General features: G+C 44.2%; 14 protein-coding genes. 1 reads left to right on the top strand and 13 read right to left on the bottom strand.

What is annotated here, in order from left to right; genetic code table 11:
- Positions 1 to 34 precede the first annotated feature (34 nt).
- The 13 genes from SIO70_RS09780 to rplK all read right to left on the bottom strand — a co-directional run bounded on the left by SIO70_RS09780 (position 35) and on the right by rplK (position 21,128).
- On the bottom strand, positions 35 to 847 hold the full coding sequence (locus SIO70_RS09780; protein WP_320580686.1) for a hypothetical protein: 813 nt from the start codon (positions 845 to 847) through the stop codon (positions 35 to 37).
- A 26-nt stretch (positions 848 to 873) separates the two neighbouring features.
- Complete coding sequence (locus SIO70_RS09775; protein WP_320580685.1) at positions 874 to 2,274, bottom strand: hypothetical protein; 1,401 nt, start codon at positions 2,272 to 2,274, stop codon at positions 874 to 876.
- 68 nt (positions 2,275 to 2,342) lie between these two features.
- The gene (locus SIO70_RS09770; RefSeq protein WP_320580684.1) at positions 2,343 to 5,534 is read right to left on the bottom strand and encodes a TonB-dependent receptor domain-containing protein; all 3,192 of its coding nucleotides are present in this window, start codon (positions 5,532 to 5,534) and stop codon (positions 2,343 to 2,345) included.
- A gap of 144 nt (positions 5,535 to 5,678) precedes the next feature.
- Positions 5,679 to 6,611 carry a FecR family protein gene (locus SIO70_RS09765; RefSeq protein WP_320580683.1) on the bottom strand — a complete coding sequence of 311 codons (933 nt, stop codon included), beginning with the start codon at positions 6,609 to 6,611 and terminating at the stop codon, positions 5,679 to 5,681.
- Positions 6,612 to 7,304: 693 nt separating this feature from the next.
- Positions 7,305 to 8,738: an APC family permease gene (locus SIO70_RS09760; RefSeq protein WP_320580682.1), complete on the bottom strand. Its 1,434-nt coding sequence runs from the start codon at positions 8,736 to 8,738 to the stop codon at positions 7,305 to 7,307.
- A gap of 177 nt (positions 8,739 to 8,915) precedes the next feature.
- A complete protein-coding gene (locus SIO70_RS09755; protein WP_320580680.1) occupies positions 8,916 to 9,527 on the bottom strand; it encodes an OmpH family outer membrane protein in 612 nt (203 codons plus the stop codon).
- A gap of 115 nt (positions 9,528 to 9,642) precedes the next feature.
- Entirely contained in the window at positions 9,643 to 10,323 is a 681-nt protein-coding gene (locus tag SIO70_RS09750) for a DUF4397 domain-containing protein (RefSeq protein WP_320580679.1), read from the bottom strand.
- Between the two features lie 97 nt (positions 10,324 to 10,420).
- Positions 10,421 to 14,716 carry a DNA-directed RNA polymerase subunit beta' gene (gene rpoC / locus SIO70_RS09745; protein WP_320580678.1) on the bottom strand — a complete coding sequence of 1,432 codons (4,296 nt, stop codon included), beginning with the start codon at positions 14,714 to 14,716 and terminating at the stop codon, positions 10,421 to 10,423.
- A gap of 128 nt (positions 14,717 to 14,844) precedes the next feature.
- A complete protein-coding gene (gene rpoB / locus SIO70_RS09740; RefSeq protein ID WP_320580677.1) occupies positions 14,845 to 18,654 on the bottom strand; it encodes a DNA-directed RNA polymerase subunit beta in 3,810 nt (1,269 codons plus the stop codon).
- Positions 18,655 to 18,904: 250 nt separating this feature from the next.
- Positions 18,905 to 19,276, bottom strand: a complete 372-nt coding sequence (gene rplL / locus SIO70_RS09735; protein WP_083720868.1) for a 50S ribosomal protein L7/L12 — start codon at positions 19,274 to 19,276, stop codon at positions 18,905 to 18,907.
- A 101-nt stretch (positions 19,277 to 19,377) separates the two neighbouring features.
- Positions 19,378 to 19,908 carry a 50S ribosomal protein L10 gene (gene rplJ, locus SIO70_RS09730; protein ID WP_320580676.1) on the bottom strand — a complete coding sequence of 177 codons (531 nt, stop codon included), beginning with the start codon at positions 19,906 to 19,908 and terminating at the stop codon, positions 19,378 to 19,380.
- 40 nt (positions 19,909 to 19,948) lie between these two features.
- Positions 19,949 to 20,638 (bottom strand): 50S ribosomal protein L1, encoded by a 690-nt coding sequence (gene rplA / locus SIO70_RS09725; RefSeq protein WP_072360742.1) that lies wholly within the window; start codon positions 20,636 to 20,638, stop codon positions 19,949 to 19,951.
- Between the two features lie 46 nt (positions 20,639 to 20,684).
- Positions 20,685 to 21,128: a 50S ribosomal protein L11 gene (rplK, locus tag SIO70_RS09720; protein ID WP_072360740.1), complete on the bottom strand. Its 444-nt coding sequence runs from the start codon at positions 21,126 to 21,128 to the stop codon at positions 20,685 to 20,687.
- A 374-nt stretch (positions 21,129 to 21,502) separates the two neighbouring features.
- On the opposite strand from rplK, the gene SIO70_RS09715 reads away from it, so the two are divergent.
- On the top strand, positions 21,503 to 22,069 hold the full coding sequence (locus tag SIO70_RS09715) for a DUF1579 domain-containing protein (protein ID WP_320580675.1): 567 nt from the start codon (positions 21,503 to 21,505) through the stop codon (positions 22,067 to 22,069).
- Positions 22,070 to 22,117 lie beyond the last annotated feature (48 nt).

Below are 22,117 nucleotides of genomic sequence, written 5' to 3'. Positions count from 1 at the left end.
ATAAGCTGTAGAAACAGCTTACCTGGAAAATGATTTAATAGGTTGCATATGAAGTGGTAAACTTCAACTTATTTCTTGTTGTATATGCTGTCAGTGTAATAATTTGTCGGCTTCCTCCCTGCAAAGACAAACTGATCGTCTCCAGATTAAAAGCATCTTTTATAAATTCTCCTGTTGCTACATTTTTTAGTTTAATAGCGTATGTAATAGGTGTACCTGTTTCGTCGGTCACCAATATTGTAGTCTGATTTGTATGAAGTTTGTTCTTTTCCAGATTAGGCCAGGTGATGCCTGTTTCTTCAAATTGACCAGTTTCATTATTAGATTTGAAAAGGTATGCATCTACAGTTACAGAGTCAGGCACAAGTTCTTCCGGCATCGCATTAAATAAAAAGAACAAAGTAGAATCCGCTCCAACATTGGCATCACTTCCCTGCATAAAACTCTGGATGCCAAGGGTAGGACTATATGCTAATCTCAAAGCCACGTTTTCTCCTGCGCTTACAGACACTGTTGTATCAAGCAATACAGTATCAGTACCTGCTTTTTTAAAATAAATAGTACTGGGTTTCCCAGCTGACAATAACAATTTTGAAAATACGCCTACGGATTCTCCCGCAGCTAAAGTATCAATCTTTGTATCCCCTACGTAAACATCTAGCGTGATTGTACCTGGTAATGCCAGTAATTCAGCTGAAAAAGAAGCAAAATAATATTCATTAACAGGATCCCCTTTCTTACAAGCTGTCATCATAGTAAAAACAACAGCCAATGATAATAATGTAAATTTGGAAAATTTGAACATGTGTTTATTTTTTAAAAGCAAGTGTGGAGAAATATTCTCCACACTTGTATCATAAAAACTGAAAGTAATTAGTACTTAGACCAACCTGAAGTCCAGTCAACTCCACCAAATGTAAATGCACCTGCTCCGAAAGAAGCTGCATCTCCACCATTTGCAGGGAAGAAGTTAGCAGCGCTTGCAGTAGTAGGTCTTACGAATGGATTAACCAGCTTAATATTAGCATTTACGCCATTAGCAGCTGGATAAGCAGTATTATCACCACCGATAGTTACAATTGAAGAACAAGGGCTTGTACCTTCAATACCAAATGGAGTTACATAACCCTGAACCAATACATTGTACAGAGTAGAAAGTCCTCTTGCATAAGCACAAGGAGTGTTACCCAATGCTCCATCCAGAGAAATACCTTTGTTGAAGCCCATGAAAACAGAGTTCTGGATTGTGAAACGAGAGCTTCTTCTCAGGTGAGCTGCACGACCATATGTACCAGTACCAGAAGGTGCACCATTGGTAATAGAAGAACGTGTAGCAGGAACACCAATAACAGTCATGTAGTTAATAACTGGTTTAGTAACCGGAGTTGCAGTAGAATCACCAGTAGAGTTATTATCGCTTTCGATACCGTTTGAAGCACTCTTATCAGCACGTGAAGTATCAGATAAACCTAACGCATAAGTGATAGAACCAGAATAACCGTTATCAAAGTCAAACATATCATCCAATGCATCTACAGAAATCAGATAAGATACGTTTACAGTACCACCGAAGAATTCGATAGCGTCATCTTTAGATTTGTAAATTTCAATGTGGTCGATAGTAGTACCGGAACCAACACCGGCCAATGTCAGACCGTTAATTTCATTATCAGTTGATAATTCATAACCACCATACTCAATACGAACATAACGTAAAGTACCTGAGTTATCAGTAGATACAGTACCTGAAGTACCACCGAAAGTTGCGTTAGCAGGAGGATTTGTTGGGATACCTTCTACCTGTACACGGCCACTGTGGTTAGTTGGCGCATTACCTAAGATAACAACACCAGACCAGTCACCTGAAACAGGAGTAGTAGCTGCTGATGTAAATACGATTGGGCTTGCAGCGGTACCCTGAGCAAGCAATTTCGCACCACGGGTGATAACCAGACCACCACCAGGTACTGAAGAACTTGTGCTCAGATCACCTCTGATAGTAGTACCAGCATCAATGATCAGCACGTCTGCTGAATCTACGTATACCAGACCACTCAGGTGCCATGCTACGCTGCTGGTGAGGTGAATACTATCTACTACAGTATGGCCGGTACCTAAAACACCAGACAGTGTGGAACTGGTAGGAACTACCTGGGTTGCGGACAATGCACGATCACCTGCTACACTTGCATCCTTCTTACAAGAGCTTACCAGAGCTGCGCTGATTACTGCAACTGTGGCTAGAGCGGCGAAAATTAAGGGTTTTCTTTTCATCTTGTTGATGTTTTCTTAAAGGTTAAAAATTGCATACCTGATCAGGTTATATATGAGAAACGCGTTTACTAAAACTTGTAACTGATTGTAATGCTATAAGTACGGCCTGGCTTCGCTTCATAATTGATCAGATCTTTCCCATTCTGATACAGCAATTCTTTCGTGGAAGGTGTCTTTTTTCCATTAGTGATATCTCCATCACTATAACTATTTCGATATACAAGAGATGAACTGTTCAATAGGTTTGCAATATTCAGTTTCACCTCACCTTTTTGTTTCAAAAATCTTACTGCCAGTTGTGCATCCAGCGATTCCAATGGACGCTCATACAGCGAATAGATATATGCTTCATCCGGACGGAACATTCTGTTTGAAATATAATTGTACACAAGGCTTACAGAAGCAGGCTTCACATCATAGAAGATACCCGCATTCATCATGTAGTTGCTGGCACCAGTCTGTGGTCTTCTTTCTTCCTTACCCACCGTTTCAATCGGCGTTACCTTCAATGGATTATTGGGATCAATCGCATTGTAATTCACATCCATCGGAGTTACATAAGCTCTCAGTGTAGTAAAGTTGCCATACAGCACGATGTTGCGTAATACAGGCACTTTTGTAAAAGCAAGGGACTTACGCACCTCTACTTCCAGACCATAGTTCTTTGCATCTTTATTATTCTTCAGGTTATAGATACCTCCACTCTGCTCATCATTGTATATCTCCATGGAGTATCCAAACTTCTTATAGAACAGGGACATTGAAATCACTTCTCCCGCACCCGGATACCATTCGTAACGGAAATCATAGTGGTGCGCAATCGTGGACCTCACCAGCTCACTCTGGTAAATACCACCTAATTCAAAATCGTATTCTCTAAAGAATGACATCTCACGCAGGTCAGGACGAATGATACTCTTCGAATACGCCAAACGCAGGTTCATAGTAGGTGTCATACTATAAGTCAGATTCACAGATGGGAAGAAATTCCAGTTTGGCTCTCTGTTCGTTAATTCACTATAGTCAAATTTCTCGTCAGTACCACGTGTGCTGTTGATATAATGGAACAAAGAATCCAGTGCGTCATTCGCTTTATTCAGGTTGTAATACTCTGCTCTCAGTCCCCATACCAGTCGCCATCTATCTCCGATCTTATCATCCAGCATCAGGTACATTCCATGCAATGCCGCTTTTTTGTGAAAATCATCAGAGTAATCACTGATGTAAATGCTACCACCTCTTTCGGGAACAAATGTCTTTGCCAGTGGCGGATAATCCGTTGTATTATAATTTTGAGAACCGGTGTTCAACACATAAAACAGCCTGTCTTTGCTCCAACCGGCATATCCCACTTTGAAAATATTCTGTGAAACAAAATTGCCGGGACTGAAATTGAACGGTACTGACAAAGCAGCATCCCAGTTGTAATTCTTCTCATACGCTCTGCTCCACCAGCGTAAAGCACCTGAACTGATACCACTACTAAATGGAGAACTGATGTTGAATTCATTGGATTCCAGTTTATCATCCTCAACCACATTAGCCAACAGCTGATGATTATCAGGCTTCTGTTTGTCCATCACTAAATAACTACCCATCCATTTGAACCTAATACCTTTATTGCCAATAGAATGCTCACCTTTCAACTGATGCTGCCACATGTCTGTCTGTGTAGTCAGGTCGTAGTACCCCAGCAGCAATCCACTTGGATCAGAGTGTTGTCCCTTCCCTATAATCAATTGCTGATCATACGTGCGCAGGAATAATGTCTGAAACCCCAGACGTGTGCGTGGTGATCTGAATCCAATACCTGCCAGTCCGCCCAGGTTAGTGGTTAAGCCATAACGCTTGCCGCTGAAACCCGCACGATCCGGATCATCCGCATTTACTTTACCATCGAAATTATCACGGCTCATTCTGATATCCTGTGTCTGAAAAGTATTGCGATAACTTGCAGATACCACCAAGCCAAACTGATTCTTTGAGCCCGCATTGAATACTCTGCCGGCAGAGAGCTGATAGTTCTGAGAAACCGGAGCTTTCATTTCATACACACCCCAGTTATTATTGAATGCGGTAGCTTCATTTCCTTTTGTACTATAAGCAGCTTTAATTTCCGCAGTACTGTTCCAATCCAGCTTACCCAGCAGATCGCGATGTGGTGCTGCTTTTCCCCAATACTCACTACCATCTAACTGCAGGGATTGAAAATTCTTTCCGGTAGTCAGGCTATTGGTACTTCCACCCACTGCTATGTTTAAGAAATTCTGTGTCGGAATATCTAATGTATTCACCTCTACAAGACCGCCTCCAAATTCAGCACTACGATCAGGAGTAAGTGTCTTTACCACAGTAACATTCTCTACGATGTTAGCAGGAATAATGTCGAAGCTGAAATTCTTTCTATTCAACTCCGTACTTGGCATTACCTGATTGTTCAGTACTGCCTGGTTGTATCTTTCACTCAGACCACGAACTACTACGTATTTATTTTCCATAGTCGACAAGCCACTCACACGTTTCAACACTTCCCCGATATTCTTGTCAGGCGTACGGCTAATCTGTTCAGCACTGATACCATCCGTAATACCTGCATTATTTTTCTGGATAGCATACAACCCTTCTACAGATGCTCTTTTGTAATTACCAGTTACAGTAACTTCTTTCAAACGGGAACCAGTACTTTTCATCACTACATTCAGCGGTGTCACACCTTTTGCAGCCACGTTCACCTCAGTGATCTGCCGGGTATCAAAAGATACATAGCTAAATGTAAGGGTATACACACCCGGATTCAGACTCAGATCATAAGTACCATCTACACTGGTCACAGCGCCCTGACCATTGTTAGCCAGGATAGTTACACCTGGTAAAGGTTCGTTTTTACTATCTACGATCTTACCTGTTACACGGCCTTTTTCAAGGGCGGCATTGCGAAGCTGTCTGCCTTGTTTCAGTGCCACAGTATTGTTCGCGTAAGTGATGTCAATTGGTGCATAGTCATCCAGGTAATGTAATACTGCAGATAAGGACTGCGAATTGAATTTCACTTCTTCCAATGCACAATGTTGCAGGTACTCAGGATCGTAAGCGAAAGTGTACTTTGTTTGTTGTTCAAGCGATTTTACAACAGCTGCTGCATTCGTGTTTGCAAGGTTTACAGATACCTTGTCATTCAGAGATTGGTAGGATTGCGCAGACAGCGCCACAGTACTCCCTGTGAGTAAAAAACACAACAGGAAAGCCTTCCAGGAATGCATAACTTCCCCATTACAAAATCTGTTTGTAGATTTTTGCATACTTTAGAATTGCGTTTATGTTAAAAATGATAGGTGCGGGTTGTCCCCTTCATGGCGCATTCAGGCGCCAGTACAGTTATTAAGTTGTGTCTTTTAAATATTATTTTAAGGTGTTACGATCGCATACGTGTTTGTTCCTCTTTTCTCAATTTTAAAACCATGCACATATTGCATTGCTTCCAGTATACTTTCAACCGGCGTGGAGGCCGGGAATATGCCTGAGACTTTTTTCTTTCCTTTAAATGCAGGATCTACAATAATCTTACAACCTTTACGTGCCTGTATCCGGGCAAATGCATCTTCCAAAAGCGTCTGATCAAATACTATTTTTCCCTGTCTCCAATCTGTTACTTCCTGTCTGTTAAAAGTAACTGGTAATAATTGCGTTGTGTTATTATTGAAGGCAATCATCTGACCCGGATGAAGGATACATGAAAACGTGGATGTTGCTACAGATACCTTTCCTTCCAGCAAACTTACTTCTATCGTGCCATCAGCTTTGTTGTTCGTAGCAATATTAAAAGCAGTACCAAGGGCAGTGGTCTTCAAATGACCGGTCTGGACACTGAACGGACGACTGGGGTCATGCTTCACATTAAAATATCCCTCACCTTCCAGCCATAGCTCACGACTTGTATCGTTATATTGTTGATTATAAATAACGGATGAATGTGGTGCCAGCCATACTTCAGAACCGTCTGTCATAGTCATGAGCTTTATATCATTACCGGCATTTGCCAATGTATCCCATTTCATGGCCATCATATGTTTATCCATGCCCTTTTGCTGCCACTGCCACATCCATATACCGAAACTGATCAATACCGCTATTGCAGCTGCCACGCCATACCACCTGCGGTAGGTTGCCCGCTTCATACTTACAACCGGGGTAGCAGCACTCTCTTCATACACCTGTTCAAACCACGCATCTGCTTCTGGTATTGCAGGCTGACTGAGATAAGCTTCTACCAACTTCACCTCTACGTCCGTGCAGTTACCCTTAAAGTATTTTTCTAGTAGTGAATTGTCAATGTTCATTTTTATGGCGATAAACGAATACTGTTTTTGTGGTCAGCATAGAGAGTACGTTGCAAATATGAGGGAGTACTAATCAAAAAATGGAGTTAATAATTGCTTAACATAGGAGCAAAAAAAAAGCGTAGGGTAGATACCTTACGCTTGTTGTTAAGATTGTCATGTGAATGTTCGAGAATGCAAATCGTGTAGGCTTTTAATGGTTTACCATGGGGCTCCAGATCTTAACATATCTAAAAGCCCCCACCTAATGAGAAAAATATCTTAAATGATTTATAAAATCAGAAAATGTCTTTTTGAATTTAAATTTAGTCTTCCGGAAATTTCGCTACACCCAGCCGGGCAACAATGACAAGGTTCTATACTACATTATCTTATGCAACAATACTTGTTTACACACAATCCTAAAGTCGTTGGCACTCACTCCATCCTTATCGATCTATATTGCCGCGGGCTCGCGTTTGTTGTTGTGATGACTATGATAAGATTCCACACCAGGTACACACAGTGTTGACAAAGGGTTTTCTATTCATACGTGTTTGTCATGGGTTACACACAAACCAATTCGTCGGGTCCTCTCGGAAGTCTTTATGCAAATTACATCAATTCACTGAAATTTCCACAACAGTCGCATAAATTTCCAACCATTTTACATACAACTTTTGTGTCACATTAGTTTTTTCTTGTCTTCTCTAGCTATTTTGACCGCGCCATCGCCACATAGTATACCGGGATACCTAACAGTATAATACCCAGTCCTGATATAGCATAGTTGAACTCAAATTTCAGTAATAACAACGCTAATGATGCCGCAACTATTATATACAACAAAGGTAATACAGGATAACCAAATGCTTTATAAGGTCGTGGCAAATCCGGTTGCTTACGGCGAAGGATAAAAATACCCAGGATAGTGATCACATAAAATATCAATACCCCGAATATTACCATGGTCAACAAATCTCCGTATTTCCCAGTCAAACATAACAAAGAAGCCCACAGGCATTGAATCCATAATCCGTTGGCGGGAACATTAAACTTGTTCAGTTCTCCTGCCTTTTTGAAGAATAATTTGTCCTGCGCCATGGTGTAGTAGATTCGGGCGCCGGCCAGGGTTAATCCATTATTACAACCAAAGGTCGAAACCATGATCATGATAGCAATCACTATCGCACCTTCGTTTCCAAAGATATGTGTAGCTGCTGCAACCGCGACGCGGTCCTTGGGTACAAATGCAATTTCCTGTAAAGGTAACACAGCTATATACATCAGGTTCGCACTCACATACACAATTGTTACCAGGAATGTACCCAGGAACAATGCCCTGCCTATATTCCGCTGTGGATTTTTGATCTCTGCCGCAATGAAAGTAATATTGTTCCAGGCGTCACTGCTGAACAGTGATCCTTTCATCGAAATCGCCACTGCACCAAATAGTGCCAGACCAGACAACGCCGTGGTCACGATTGTGCCGTCGGCTGCTTTTGTCACGCTCATCGCATCCCAGGCATGTGCCCAGTTAGCCGACCACACTTCTGCCTTTGCCCCCAGGAAAAACCCGAATACGATCAGACCAAACAGCGATATCAGTTTTGCCAGTGTAAATACTGTCTGAATAATCTTGCCATTCCTGATCCCCCTGGTATTAATCCAGGTTAGTACCACTATTGAGATAATAGCCAGTACCTGGGCCGCCGAAACGGTAAAGAGTTTCAGATCCAGCAAGATGTTATCCTCACTGAAGAATGGAATGATAAACGCTGAATACTTTGCAAATGCTACAGCTACTGCCGCTATCGTACCGGCCTGTATGACACCGAACTGCGTCCAGCCAAATAAAAATGCAATAAAGGGATTATAAGCCTCTCTGAGGTACACATACTGACCGCCAGCACGTGGGTACATACCAGATAGTTCGCCGTAACTAACGGCTGCTATAATAGTCACAATACCTCCTAATACCCACATCAGGGTAAGCCATCCGGCACTTCCAATGGACCTGGTGATCTCCGCTGATACGAGAAATACACCTGACCCGATCATCGATCCGGCTACTATCATAGTTGCATCCAGCAAACTAAGGCTGGGACGGAAAGCCGTCTGATGGTTATTTGTGTCCAGGTTACTCATAATTAGATTTTGTTGATTGTAGCACTACATCCAGATACACAGTGGAATTACTCAAAAAAGCAACTGGCCTGTAACTACCAAAAATCCCGTTCCGTAAATGCTTCAGTTTATCTAAAGCTCCACGGAACGGGATTCCAAGTTAAAAACTTTTTTATATGTTTTTGCTATAGCAACTATTTATTTTTTCTCCTTAGCTGCATCTGCCTCATTCAGGCCTTTAATAACTTCCGGAGTAATGTCATACTTTTTGTCTTTGAACAGGATGTTACTCGCCCCTGTACGGTAAGACAAGATGTATGCATAACGCTTGTCGCTGTTGAAATTCTCCAGGAAATCGTTCAGTCTCTTCTGCAGTTCCTCGTTGAATTTACTTTCCTGTTCAGCATACTGTGCACGCATGTTCTGTGCTTTGCCTTCCAGTTGTTGCTGTTTCTGGTACAGGGTACGCTGAGCAGCTTCACCTTCTGACTGGGTCATACCGTTAGCTTTACGTTGGAAATCAGCTGCTTCGTTCTGCAATGCACGTACATTTGCCTGCAGTTCGTTTTCAATAGCCTGCTGTTTGGTTTCCAGCTCAGTTTTCTTTTGCTTGAAGTAGTTATAATAAGCTTCTACAGTATCAATATCCACGTAAGCAATAACGAGACCGTTCGAAGCGGTCGAAGCGCTTGTACCTGCGGCAGGTGCTGATGATTCGGTATCCTTCTTGACAGGTTGTTTACAAGCCATAAATGTCGCGGCTGCAAATGCTGCCAATAATCCGCTTTTCACAATTTGTTTAGTGCGCATGTTGTTAGGTGGATTTTTTAATCTCCTTAAATACATTTTAAAAATTAAACGGCTAAAATAAGGTTTTTACGTTATAATACTAATGTCCACAGTTTCTTAACAACTCTTTCACATTTTAATTATGCTGAAAAGTTACTACCTTAAAACTGTCAGCCACCAAAGCATTTCCATATACAATCCAGCTATAACTCTTCCCTGCCTCAATGTTGAAATCACCTGTATTCAGACTTGTTGAATCAGCATCCCGTATATCACGTGAATGGGCACCCGGTGTGATCTCCTTGAAAACAGAGTATCCCAGGTAACCAATGTTGGAAAAAAACTCCGTACCATCGATACCAAAATCCATGATGGTTGCCGTAGTTCCAGTAGCGTCATAACTATCACTCAGGTTCACTACACGCAGGTAACCTACTGTCTTGCTGCTTGTTGCACCCATTTTATCTTCAGTGGTCAGCAACTGCAATATATTGTTGTGGTTCTTCTCGAAGTATATTGTGTAATAATGGTTATTACGCAAACTGATCTGCCCCTGTATCAATGTATCTTCCCTGTCGCCGGTGGCAAAAATGCACAAAGTATAACGCTTTGCAGTAAATGATTTATAACCGGTATACTCTCCCAGAGACAAGTCAGTGCCCATAGAGGTAGTATCCAATACAATATCATAGCTGGCATCCGGGTTGGCCACAAACACATTCAAATAAGATGTAGTGTCAGGTATAGAGCTATCACTATCCTTGTTGCAAGCATAGATCCCTGCTATGATGACCAGTATTACAATGAATTTTTTCACAATCAAACCTATTTATAGAAATTGCCCGAAAGTTACACGTAAAAAAAATGTCCCGGCACTACGCACGGGACATTTTTTTATGGTTTGAGCGTTTCGCTTATTCTTCTTCGTCGAACTGGAACACTTCTTTGGAAGATGCCAGGATATCGTATTCTTCTTTGGAACCTACGATCATGTTTTCGAACTCGCGTAAACCTGTACCTGCAGGGATCAGGTGACCTGTGATCACATTCTCCTTCAGACCCAGCATGTCATCTATCTTACCGTTGATGGCAGCAGAAGACAATACCTTCGTGGTTTCCTGGAAGGACGCAGCAGAGATCCAGCTATGTGTACCCAGAGACGCCTTGGTAATACCTTGCAGCAGCGGGCTGGAAGTAGCTGGTTTCGCATCGCGGAACTCAACCAGTTTCCTGTCCGAACGGCGCAGCAGAGAGTTTTCTTCTCTTACCTGGCGCAGGGTAACGATCTGACCAGCTCTCAACAAAGTTGATTCACCAGCATCTGTTACTACCTTCTTATCGAATATATGGTCGTTTTCTTCAAAGAATTCAAACTTGTCTGTGGTATCTCCTTCGAGGAAACGGGTATCGCCCGGATCTTCGATGTTCACCTTACGCATCATCTGGCGTACGATCACCTCAATGTGCTTGTCGTTGATCTTCACACCCTGTAAGCGGTAAACCTCCTGAATCTCATTTACCAGGTATTCCTGTACGGCAAATGGACCCTTGATAGAGAGGATATCTGCAGGCGTGATAGAACCATCAGACAGCGCAGTACCTGCTTTCACGAAGTCACCATCCTGTACCAGGATATGACGTGTCAATGGCACCAGGTATTTCTTGATCTGACCTTCACGGCTTTCGATGATGATCTCACGGTTACCACGTTTGATGTTACCGAAGGCTACCACACCATCAATCTCAGATACGATAGCAGGGTTGCTTGGGTTACGTGCTTCAAACAGTTCAGTTACACGTGGCAGACCACCCGTGATATCTCTCAGTTTACCGAGGATACGTGGGATCTTCACGATTACCTGACCCGCTTTTACAGCTTCACCTTCTTCGATTACGATATGTGAACCTACTGGTAAGTTATAAGATTTCACTTCCTTGTTACCATCTACGAACAGGGATGGGATCTTATTCTTATCCTTGGTTTCGATAACCACTTTCTCACGGTGACCTGTCTGCTCGTCAGCTTCTTCACGGAAGGTGATACCTTCAATGATGCTATCGAAACGGATGTTACCAGCGATTTCAGATACGATAACGGCGTTGTATGGATCCCATGTACAGATCATATCACCTTTCGCTACCTTCTGGCCATCTTTCACCAGCAGTGTAGAACCGTAAGGGATGTTGTTGGTGATCAGCAGACGATCGTTCTTCACGTCTACGATACGTAATTCACCAGTACGGCCAATTACCACCTGTACTTTATCACCATCGTTGTTTTCGTATGTAGTGGTACGCAGACCATCAAACTGTACGGTACCTTCGAATTTAGCAGCCAGACCAGTATCTACTGATGTAGAACCAGCCACACCACCCACGTGGAAGGTACGCAGTGTCAGCTGGGTACCAGGCTCACCGATGGACTGTGCTGCAATGATACCTACGGCATCACCACGCTGAGTCGTATAACCGGTTGCCAGGTTCTTACCATAACACTTCACACATACACCTCTGCGGCTTTCGCAAGTCAGTACGGAACGGATCTCAACAGTATCAATCGCACTGTTTTCGATACGGTGAGCGATATCCTCATCGATTATACCACCTGCTTCAACGATCACCTCCTCAGTATGAGGATCGAATACGTCCTGCAGGGATGTACGACCCAGGATACGATCGTATAATGGTTCTACGATTTCTTCATTGTCTTTCAGCGCTGAAGTAGCAATACCACGCAGGGTACCACAATCTTCTTCGTTGATAACTACGTCCTGTGCAACGTCTACGAGACGACGGGTCAGATAACCAGCATCCGCTGTTTTCAACGCCGTATCCGCAAGACCTTTACGCGCACCGTGCGTAGAGATGAAGTATTCCAATACGTTCAGACCATCCTTGAAGTTAGACAGGATCGGGTTTTCGATGATCTCTGAACCAGTAGAACCACTCTTACGTGGCTTGGCCATCAATCCTCTCAAACCTGCCAGCTGCTTGATCTGCTGTTTGGAACCACGCGCACCGGAGTCAAGCATCATGTATACAGAGTTGAAGCCCTGTTTGTCATTCGCCAGCTCACGGATCAGCGTTTCAGTTACTTTGGTATCTGCACGGGACCAGATATCGATAATCTGGTTATAACGTTCGTTATTCGTGATCAGACCCATATTATAGTTATCCCATACTTCGTCCACTTCGTTAGATGCGCTGTCGATCATTACCTGTTTCACCTCAGGGATGATCAGGTCATTGATGTTGAAGGACAGACCACCACGGAACGCCGTACGGAAACCTAATTGCTTGATATCATCCAGGAACTTCGCAGTTTTCGGGATATCGGTAAATTTAATGATGTCACCGATGATCTCACGCAATGATTTCTTAGTCAGCAGTGCGTTTACATAACCAGCTTCTTTTGGAACGTGCTGGTTAAAGATCACACGACCTACTGTCGTTTCGATCAGCTTGTTCACCAACTCACCCTTCTCGTTACGGATGTTTGCCTTTACGCGGATATTTGCGTGCAGGTTCACTTTCTGTTCGTTGTAAGCGATGATTACCTCTTCAGCAGAATAGAAAGCCATTCCTTCACCTTCTACTTTTTCAGTAGGGGTAGATTTCTTTCCTTTACTGATGTAGTACAGACCAAGGACCATGTCCTGTGAAGGCAGGGTGATTGGCGTACCATTCTGTGGGTTGAGGATGTTGTGTGAAGACAGCATCAACAGTTGTGCTTCCAGGATCGCAGCATTGCTCAACGGTACGTGTACCGCCATCTGGTCACCATCGAAATCCGCGTTGAACGCAGAACACACGAGCGGGTGCAACTGGATCGCTTTACCTTCTACCAGTTTAGGCTGGAATGCCTGGATGGAGAGACGGTGCAGCGTAGGAGCACGGTTCAGCATTACCGGGTGTCCTTTCAGTACGTTTTCAAGGATATCCCAAACTACTGCTTCCTTCCTGTCTACCAGCTTCTTCGCAGATTTTACCGTTTTAACGATCCCTCTTTCGATCAGTTTACGGATGATGAATGGTTTGAACAGCTCTGCTGCCATATCTTTTGGCAGACCACATTCGTGCAGCTTCAGTTCAGGACCAACCACGATTACGGAACGACCGGAATAGTCAACACGTTTACCGAGCAGGTTCTGACGGAAACGACCTTGTTTACCTTTCAGTACATCAGAGAGTGATTTCAGGGCACGACCACCTTCCGCTTTCACCGCATTTGATTTACGGCTGTTATCGAAGAGGGAGTCAACCGCTTCCTGCAGCATACGTTTTTCGTTACGCAGGATCACCTCTGGTGCCTTGATTTCGATCAGGCGTTTCAGACGATTGTTACGGATAATTACCCTGCGGTACAGATCGTTCAGGTCAGAAGACGCGAAACGACCACCATCCAATGGAACTAACGGACGCAGTTCTGGTGGAACAACAGGGATATATTGCATTACCATCCATTCAGGACGGTTTTCAACACGACCATTTGCTTCACGGAAAGCTTCTACTACGCTCAGGCGTTTCAGGGCTTCCGCTTTACGTTGCTGGCTGGTTTCAGTAGCAGCCTGGTTACGCAGCTGGTAAGAAAGGCTATCCAGATCAATTCTGGCCAGCATCATTTCTACAGCTTCCGCACCCATCTTAGCGATGAACTTATTAGGATCATCATCACTCAGCAGCTGGTTATCCTTTGGCAGGGTATCCAGGATGTCGAGATATTCTTCTTCAGTTAACAGGTCGCCATAATTCAGGCCTTTCTCCTGTTTAGCACCAGCCTGGATAATCACGTATCTTTCATAATACACGATAGTCTCCAGTTTCTTGGAGCTCATACCCAGCAGGTAACCGATCTTATTTGGAAGGGATTTGAAATACCAGATATGAACAACAGGTACAACCAGACGGATGTGGCCCATTCTTTCGCGACGTACTTTCTTTTCAGTCACTTCCACACCACAGCGGTCGCACACGATACCCTTATAACGGATACGTTTGTATTTGCCGCAATAGCACTCATAGTCCTTTACAGGGCCGAATATCCTTTCGCAGAACAAACCATCACGCTCCGGCTTATAAGTACGGTAGTTGATGGTTTCCGGCTTCAGCACTTCGCCATAAGAACGCTCCAGGATACTATCCGGAGACGCCAGACTAATGGTAATGCTATTAAAGTTTGATTTAGGACGATTTTCTTTCTTGATGGCCATTGTATGTTGTTTAAAGAAAATTCACATGGGAAAAAGAGTTCCGGCTTTACAAGCTGCAAGCCACAGGCCGCCAGCCCCTTTTTTCGGGACTGCTTCCTGCAGCTTGTAGCTATTTATAGCTTAAACTACTATTCAAATTTCAGATCCAGACCCAGACCACGTAACTCGTGAATCAATACGTTGAATGATTCAGGTACGCCTGCTTTCGGGATGTTATCGCCTTTCACGATTGACTCATAAGCTTTGGCACGGCCCACAATGTCATCTGATTTAATGGTTAACAGCTCCTGCAGAATGTTGGACGCACCGTATGCTTCAAGTGCCCACACCTCCATTTCACCAAAACGCTGACCACCGAACTGCGCCTTACCACCCAACGGTTGCTGGGTAATAAGAGAGTATGGTCCGATAGAACGGGCGTGCATCTTGTCATCCACCATGTGGCTCAGCTTAAGCATGTAGATAACACCCACGGTAGCTTTCTGGTGGAAACGCTCACCGGTTTCGCCATCATACAGGTAAGTATGGCCAAAGCTTGGCAGACCTGCAGTATCGATATAATCTGCGATTTCTTCTGTAGTAGCACCATCAAAGATTGGCGTAGCGAACCTGATACCCAGTTTCAGACCTGCCCAACCCAGTACAGTTTCGTAAATCTGTCCAAGGTTCATACGGGAAGGTACCCCGAGTGGGTTCAGTACGATATCTACTGGTGTACCGTCTTCCAGGAATGGCATGTCTTCATCACGTACAATCTTGGCAACGATACCCTTGTTACCGTGACGACCCGCCATCTTATCACCCACTTTCAGCTTACGTTTGCTAGCCAGGTAAACCTTAGCCAGTTTCAGTACGCCGGCTGGCAACTCATCACCAATGCTGATGTTGAACTTCTCACGTTTGTAACGTCCCAGTTCTTCATTGTACTTGATGTTAAAGTTGTGCAGCAGTGTGTTGATCTGATCGTTGGTTACTTCATCTGTTGTCCAGCCCAGTGGGTTCACGTTCTGGAAGTCGATGTTCGCCAGATTCTTGGAAGAGAACTTAGAGCCTTTAGAGATCAGTACTTCACCGTAAGTGTTGGTGATACCCTGAGAGGTTTTATCCTTCAGCAGTGTCAACAGCTTACTCATCAGCACTTCCAACAGGTCTTCTTCGTTCTTCTGGTGTACTTTTTCTAATTTCTCCAGGGCCGCTTTTTCACGGGTCTTAGAGTTCTTATCTTTCTTAGCGCGGCTAAACAATTTCTTGTCGATCACCACACCTTCTGTGCTTGGAGGTGCCTTCAGGGAAGCATCTTTCGCATCGGAAGCCTTGTCACCGAAGATCGCACGAAGCAGTTTTTCTTCAGGAGAAGGATCAGATTCACCACGGGGAGTGATCTTACCGATCAGGATGTCGCCTTCCTTGATGTGTGCACCTACACGGATGATACCGTTCTGATCCAGGTCTTTGGTTGCTTCCTCACTTACGTTTGGAATATCTGGTGTCAGTTCTTCTTCACCCAGCTTAGTGTCACGTACTTCCAGCTCGTATTCATCGATGTGTATAGAAGTGAAGAGGTCTTCACGGCCTACACGCTCAGAGATTACGATCGCATCCTCAAAGTTGTAACCTTTCCATGGCATGAACGCCACTTTCATGTTACGACCCAGGGCCAGTTCACCGCCGCGGGTTGCATAACCCTCAGTCAGGAAGTCACCGAATTCCAGCTGCTGTCCTTTCTTAACGGCAGGACGCAGGTTGATACAGGTGCTCTGGTTGGTTTTAACGAATTTAGTCAGGTGGTAAATCTTCAGATCATCTTCGAATGATACCAGTTTCTGCATTTCGTCACGCTCGTAACGAACATGGATTTCATTGGCATCAACGAATTCAATCACACCACGACCTTCAGCAGTGATCTGCAGACGGGAATCGCGGGCTGCTTTTCCTTCCAGACCAGTACCTACGATAGGCACCTGTGGATTGATCAGCGGTACTGCCTGACGTTGCATGTTTGATCCCATCAACGCACGGTTGGCATCATCATGCTCGAGGAACGGAATCAGGGAAGCGCTCAGACCCACGATCTGGTTCGGAGCTACGTCCATATATTCTACTTCTCCTCTGTCCAGAATAGGGAAGTCACCGGTTTCACGGGATTTCACCTTTTCATTGATAAAGTTACCTGCTTCATCCAGTGGAGCATTTGCCTGAGCGATCTTCACACTATCCTCTTCTTCAGCACTCAGGAATTTCACTTTATCCATATCAACTTTACCATCCTGTACCTTACGGTATGGAGTTTCGATAAAGCCCATATCATTCACCTTAGCGTGTACGCAAAGGGTAGAGATCAGACCGATGTTTGGACCTTCCGGTGTTTCGATAGTACAAAGACGGCCGTAGTGGCTATAGTGTACGTCACGTACCTCGAAACCTGCTCTTTCACGACTCAGACCACCGGGGCCCAGTGCGGAGATACGACGCTTGTGCGTGATCTCAGACAGCGGGTTGGTTTGATCCAGGAACTGGCTCAACTGGCTGGTACCGAAGAAAGAGTTGATTACGGAAGACAATGTCCTCGCGTTGATCAGGTCTACCGGGGTGAATACTTCATTATCACGAACGTTCATTCTTTCGCGGATGGTACGGGCCATACGAGCCAGACCAACACCGAATTGAGCATATAACTGCTCACCTACAGTACGAACACGACGGTTAGACAGGTGATCGATATCATCGATTTCCGCCTTACTGTTAGTGAGCTGTACCAGGTACTTGATGATCGCGATAATATCTTCTTTGGTCAGCACCTTCATGTCCAGTGGAGTAGGCAGACCCAGTTTCCTGTTGATCTTATAACGGCCTACATCACCGAGGTCATAACGCTTGTCAGAGAAGAATAATTTATCAATGATACCCCTTGCTGTTTCATCATCCGGCGCATCGGCACCGCGCAATTGGCGGTAGATGTGCTGAACGGCTTCCAGCTCGGAGTTAGATGTATCTTTATTTAAAGTATTGTAGATGATAGAGAAGTCGCCGCTCACCTCTTCTTTCTGCACAAATACGCTCTTCACACCCATATCAACGATCGTCTCAATGTTCGCTTCGTCGAGGATGCTATCACGTTCCAGCACGATTTCGTTACGTTCGATGCTCACTACCTCACCGGTATCTTCATCAACGAAATCTTCTACCCAGCTTCTTAGTACACGGGCACCCAGTTTCTTGCCAGCGTATTTATCAAGGCTCTTCTTGTCTGCTTTTACTTCATCAGCCATCCCGAACAGCTGCAGGATGTCCTTATCCGTTTCGTACCCGATAGCACGTAACAGCGTAGTTACGGGGAATTTCTTCTTACGGTCGATGTATGCATACATCACATTGTTGATGTCAGTTGCAAACTCCATCCACGCGCCCTTGAACGGAATCACCCTTGCAGAGTAGATCTTGGTACCGTTCGGGTGGATAGATTGACCGAAGAATACACCAGGAGAACGATGCAGCTGAGATACAACTACACGTTCGGCTCCGTTGATCACGAAAGTACCTCTCGGAGTCATGTAGGGTATGTTCCCAAGGAACACGTCCTGCACAATCGTCTGGAAGTCTACGTGCTCCTCATCGTTACAGCTCAGGCGCAATTTTGCCTTCAGCGGTACAGAATAGGTAAGCCCACGCTCAATACATTCCTCTATGGTATAACGCGGAGGGTCTACAAAGTAGTCCAGAAACTCCAGATTGAAGATATTGCGGGTATCTGTGATCGGGAAGTTCTCCTTGAATACTTTAAAAAGGCCTTCATTGTTACGCTTGTCTGGTGTGGTTTCTAACTGGAAGAAATCCTTGAAAGATTGAATTTGGATAGCCAACAGATCCGGTGTCTCAGTTACTTGTTTGATCTTTCCAAAGTTTATTCTTTCACTTGTTTGGGCTTTTTTTAGAGACATATTCGAAGTTAGCAGTTATATTAACTTATATAATATTGTGAGGTGTAGATCACAACATGAATCGGGGAAATTAAGGATTCTTTGCCAATTACCCTCAAAAATTTCTGTCTTCTCCTGATTGTCAAATCCACCGACCCGGTGATTTCCCCTTTTTTGACGCTTCGAAAAAGACACTTTCCCAAAGGGAAGAAGGCCAAAAGTGCCAAAAAGCACTTTTGACCTTTATAAAGAGGTATCCTTAAGCAAAGAATTACTGAATTTCAACTTCAGCGCCAGCTTCAGTCAGCTTAGCTTTCAGGTCTTCTGCTTCAGCCTTGCTAACGCCTGCTTTCAGTTCCTTAGGAGCACCGTCTACCAGTTCCTTAGCTTCTTTCAGACCAAGACCTGTCAGATCCTTAACGATCTTAACTACGTTCAGTTTGCTAGCACCCGCAGATTTCAGGATAACGTTGAAGGCTGTTTTTTCTTCTGCAGCAGCAGCTTCGCCACCACCTGCAGCTACTACAACTGCAGCAGCAGCTGGTTCGATACCGTATTCGCTCTTCAGAACGTCTGCCAGTTCTTGTACTTCCTTAACAGTTAAACCTACTAATTGTTCGGCTAATGCTTTAACGTCTGCCATTGTATAATGTTTTTAAGAATTTGAATGTTAGATTGATGATTTATATTGTGACTTGGAAGCCATAATTTATTGGTCGTGAGTTTATTAAACTCACTTTCAGCTTATTCAGCCGCTGGAGCAACAGTTTCACCTGCTTCTTCCTTCTTGCCTTTTTCCAGCAAAGCAGCGATAACACGCTTAGCAGGAGATTGCAACAGACCGATAACGTCTCCAATGAGTTCGTTCTTAGTCTTGATCTTAATCAGGTTAGCCAGTTGAGCATCGCCAGTGTAGATTTCATCACCTACAAATGCAGCTTTCAACTCAGGCTTTTCTGTTTTCTTGTTTTCCTTACGGAAAGTAGAGATGATCAGCGCTGGTTCTTTTGGAGAATCAGAGAACATCAGGGCAGTTACACCATTCAGTGCATCAAATACACCTGAATATTTCTCAGCATCCAGAGATTCCAATGCTTTCTTGATGAGGGTGTTCTTAGCCACCTTCATTTCCACGTTCTTATCAAAACAAACCCTGCGCAAATTGTTTACCTGCGCTACAGTCAGAGACTCAGTGTTTGTGATGTAGAAGTTGTTATATTGAGCGAACTTACTTTTCAGCAGTTCAATCACTTCATTTTTTTGATCTTTGTTCATAGCTTTTCTCAGTTTGTCGATCTGCCAGCCGGCGAATCAGTTAGTTTTGAACAGATTTAGTGTCAACCGTGATGGCTGGGCTCATTGTGCTCGCCATAGCCAGACCTTTCAGGTAAGTACCCTTAGCAGTAGCAGGTTTCAGCTTGATGATAGCGTTGATCAGTTCCTGAGAGTTCTGTTCGATCTTTTCAGGAGCAAATGATACACGACCAATAGAAGCATGGATGATACCAGCCTTGTCTACCTTGAAGGTAATCTTACCACCTTTCACCTCGTTCACCGCAGCCGCTACATCATTAGTAACAGTACCAGTCTTAGGGTTAGGCATCAGGTTACGGGGACCCAGGATCTTACCCAGCTTACCAATCTTTGGCATCACAGCTGGTGTAGCTACGATTACATCGATATCAGTCCAGCCAGCTTCGATTTTCTGGATATACTCATCCAAACCAACGTGATCAGCTCCAGCTTCTTTTGCAGCAGCCTCTTTGTCAGGCGTGCAAAGTACCAGAACACGTTTAGTCTTACCAGTACCGTGGGGAAGCGTTACGGAACCACGGATAGCCTGGTCTGCTTTCTTGGGATCAACGCCCAGACGGATATGTAAATCGACAGAGCTGTCGAACTTAGTGCAGTTAATGTCTTTTACAATTGTGGACGCCTCCTTCAGGGAGTAGATCTTGTTCTTGTCCACTTTTGTATCAGCTACTTTTCTTTTCTTAGTTGCCATTGCAAAATGTTTTAAAAAGTTAACCCGTTATACACAGGTGAAACAATTAGTTGCTCCATGGAGCGTTACCATCCACAGTAATACCCATAGAACGGGCAGTACCAGCTACCATCTTCATGGCGCTCTCTTTGGTGAAACAGTTCAGGTCAGCCATCTTATCAGTTGCGATAGCTTCTACCTGAGCCCAGGTAACTTTACCAACCTTGTTACGGTTTGGCTCTTTGGAACCACTCTGCAATTTGGCTGCTTCCAGCAACTGTACAGCTGCAGGAGGAGTCTTAATTACGAAATCAAAAGACTTATCTGTGTAAACAGTCAGTAACACAGGCAATACCTTACCAGCTTTATCCTGGGTACGGGCATTGAACTGCTTACAGAACTCCATAATGTTCACACCCTTGGAACCCAAGGCTGGACCAATTGGAGGTGCAGGGTTGGCAGCGCCGCCTTTAACCTGCAATTTCACGTACGTAGCGATCTCTTTTGCCATGTTGAAAATTTAATTTGGTTAAAACGTCTCGTCTCTTCCGAGACTCCCAAAACTAAAAGGAAGAAAAAAAATACCTTTTGAAGGGGATGCAAAGGTATATAATAATATAATAAATCACAAAAAGAATTTGCTTTCGGGCATCCTTTTTGCTATTATCATCTATTTGGGGTTAAAATTTTACAATTCTATTGCAAAACTTTTGCTGGTATTTAAGTAATAGGGAAGGCTAACAAATGAGTTCCAGCACCCTCTCTCGCAAATCTAATGGAATTTACCGGAATTCCTAATCCTCTTCATATAAATTTATTGTTGCCCCCGCCTTCAACCTTCTCCTCATCTTCCTTGTTCTTTTAATACTTAAAATCCACCAAATCATGAAACGTCTGTTGCTATTATGCTTCCCCATCCTCGCCGCCACCCACATCCTCGCTCAGGATCAGTCCGGCGCCCAAAAAGCCTGGATGGATTACATGACCCCGGGAAAAATTCACCAGATGCTCGCACATTCCGATGGTACCTGGGATTATGAAATGACCTTCTGGATGGCCCCCGACGCACCGCCATCCAAATCTACCGGCACCACCGAAAATAAAATGATCCTCGGTGGCCGATACCAGGAATCTGTTCACAAAGGCAACATCGATGGCATGGAATTCGAAGGCCATGGCCTCCTCGCCTATGACAATGCTAAAAAGATCTTCCAGAATTCATGGGTCGACAACATGGGTACCGGTATCATGTTCCTCCAGGGCACATGGAACGATGCCACCCACAAACTTACCCTCGCCGGCAAAGGCTATGACCCTATGCAGGGAAAAGACATCGACATGAAAGAGATTTTCACCATCCAGGACGATGACCACCACATGGTGGAAATGTACTACACCAAAGATGGAAAAGATATCAAAAGCATGGAAATTCACCTGACCAGAAAGAAATAATCTCATTGCCGGCCGCAGGCCCAACCCCAACCGGCATTACGCTTTTGC

It is taken from the genome of Chitinophaga sancti, assembly GCF_034087045.1.
Taxonomy (GTDB): Bacteria; Bacteroidota; Bacteroidia; order Chitinophagales; family Chitinophagaceae; genus Chitinophaga; species Chitinophaga sancti_B.
The sequence above is the reverse complement of the archived record's forward strand: the minus strand, read 5'-3'. Positions and strand labels throughout refer to the sequence as shown.

Excerpts from the sequence above, each read along its gene's own strand:
- SIO70_RS09775 (WP_320580685.1), bottom strand. The coding sequence starts at position 2,274 with ATGAAAAGAAAACCCTTAATTTTCGCCGCTCTAGCCACAGTTGCAGTA.
- SIO70_RS09770 (WP_320580684.1), bottom strand. The coding sequence starts at position 5,534 with ATGCATTCCTGGAAGGCTTTCCTGTTGTGTTTTTTACTCACAGGGAGT.
- SIO70_RS09765 (WP_320580683.1), bottom strand. The coding sequence starts at position 6,611 with ATGAACATTGACAATTCACTACTAGAAAAATACTTTAAGGGTAACTGC.
- SIO70_RS09760 (WP_320580682.1), bottom strand. The coding sequence starts at position 8,738 with ATGAGTAACCTGGACACAAATAACCATCAGACGGCTTTCCGTCCCAGC.
- SIO70_RS09755 (WP_320580680.1), bottom strand. The coding sequence starts at position 9,527 with ATGCGCACTAAACAAATTGTGAAAAGCGGATTATTGGCAGCATTTGCA.
- rpoC (WP_320580678.1), bottom strand. The coding sequence starts at position 14,716 with ATGGCCATCAAGAAAGAAAATCGTCCTAAATCAAACTTTAATAGCATT.
- rpoB (WP_320580677.1), bottom strand. The coding sequence starts at position 18,654 with ATGTCTCTAAAAAAAGCCCAAACAAGTGAAAGAATAAACTTTGGAAAG.
- rplL (WP_083720868.1), bottom strand. The coding sequence starts at position 19,276 with ATGGCAGACGTTAAAGCATTAGCCGAACAATTAGTAGGTTTAACTGTT.
- rplJ (WP_320580676.1), bottom strand. The coding sequence starts at position 19,908 with ATGAACAAAGATCAAAAAAATGAAGTGATTGAACTGCTGAAAAGTAAG.
- rplA (WP_072360742.1), bottom strand. The coding sequence starts at position 20,638 with ATGGCAACTAAGAAAAGAAAAGTAGCTGATACAAAAGTGGACAAGAAC.
- rplK (WP_072360740.1), bottom strand. The coding sequence starts at position 21,128 with ATGGCAAAAGAGATCGCTACGTACGTGAAATTGCAGGTTAAAGGCGGC.
- SIO70_RS09715 (WP_320580675.1), top strand. The coding sequence starts at position 21,503 with ATGAAACGTCTGTTGCTATTATGCTTCCCCATCCTCGCCGCCACCCAC.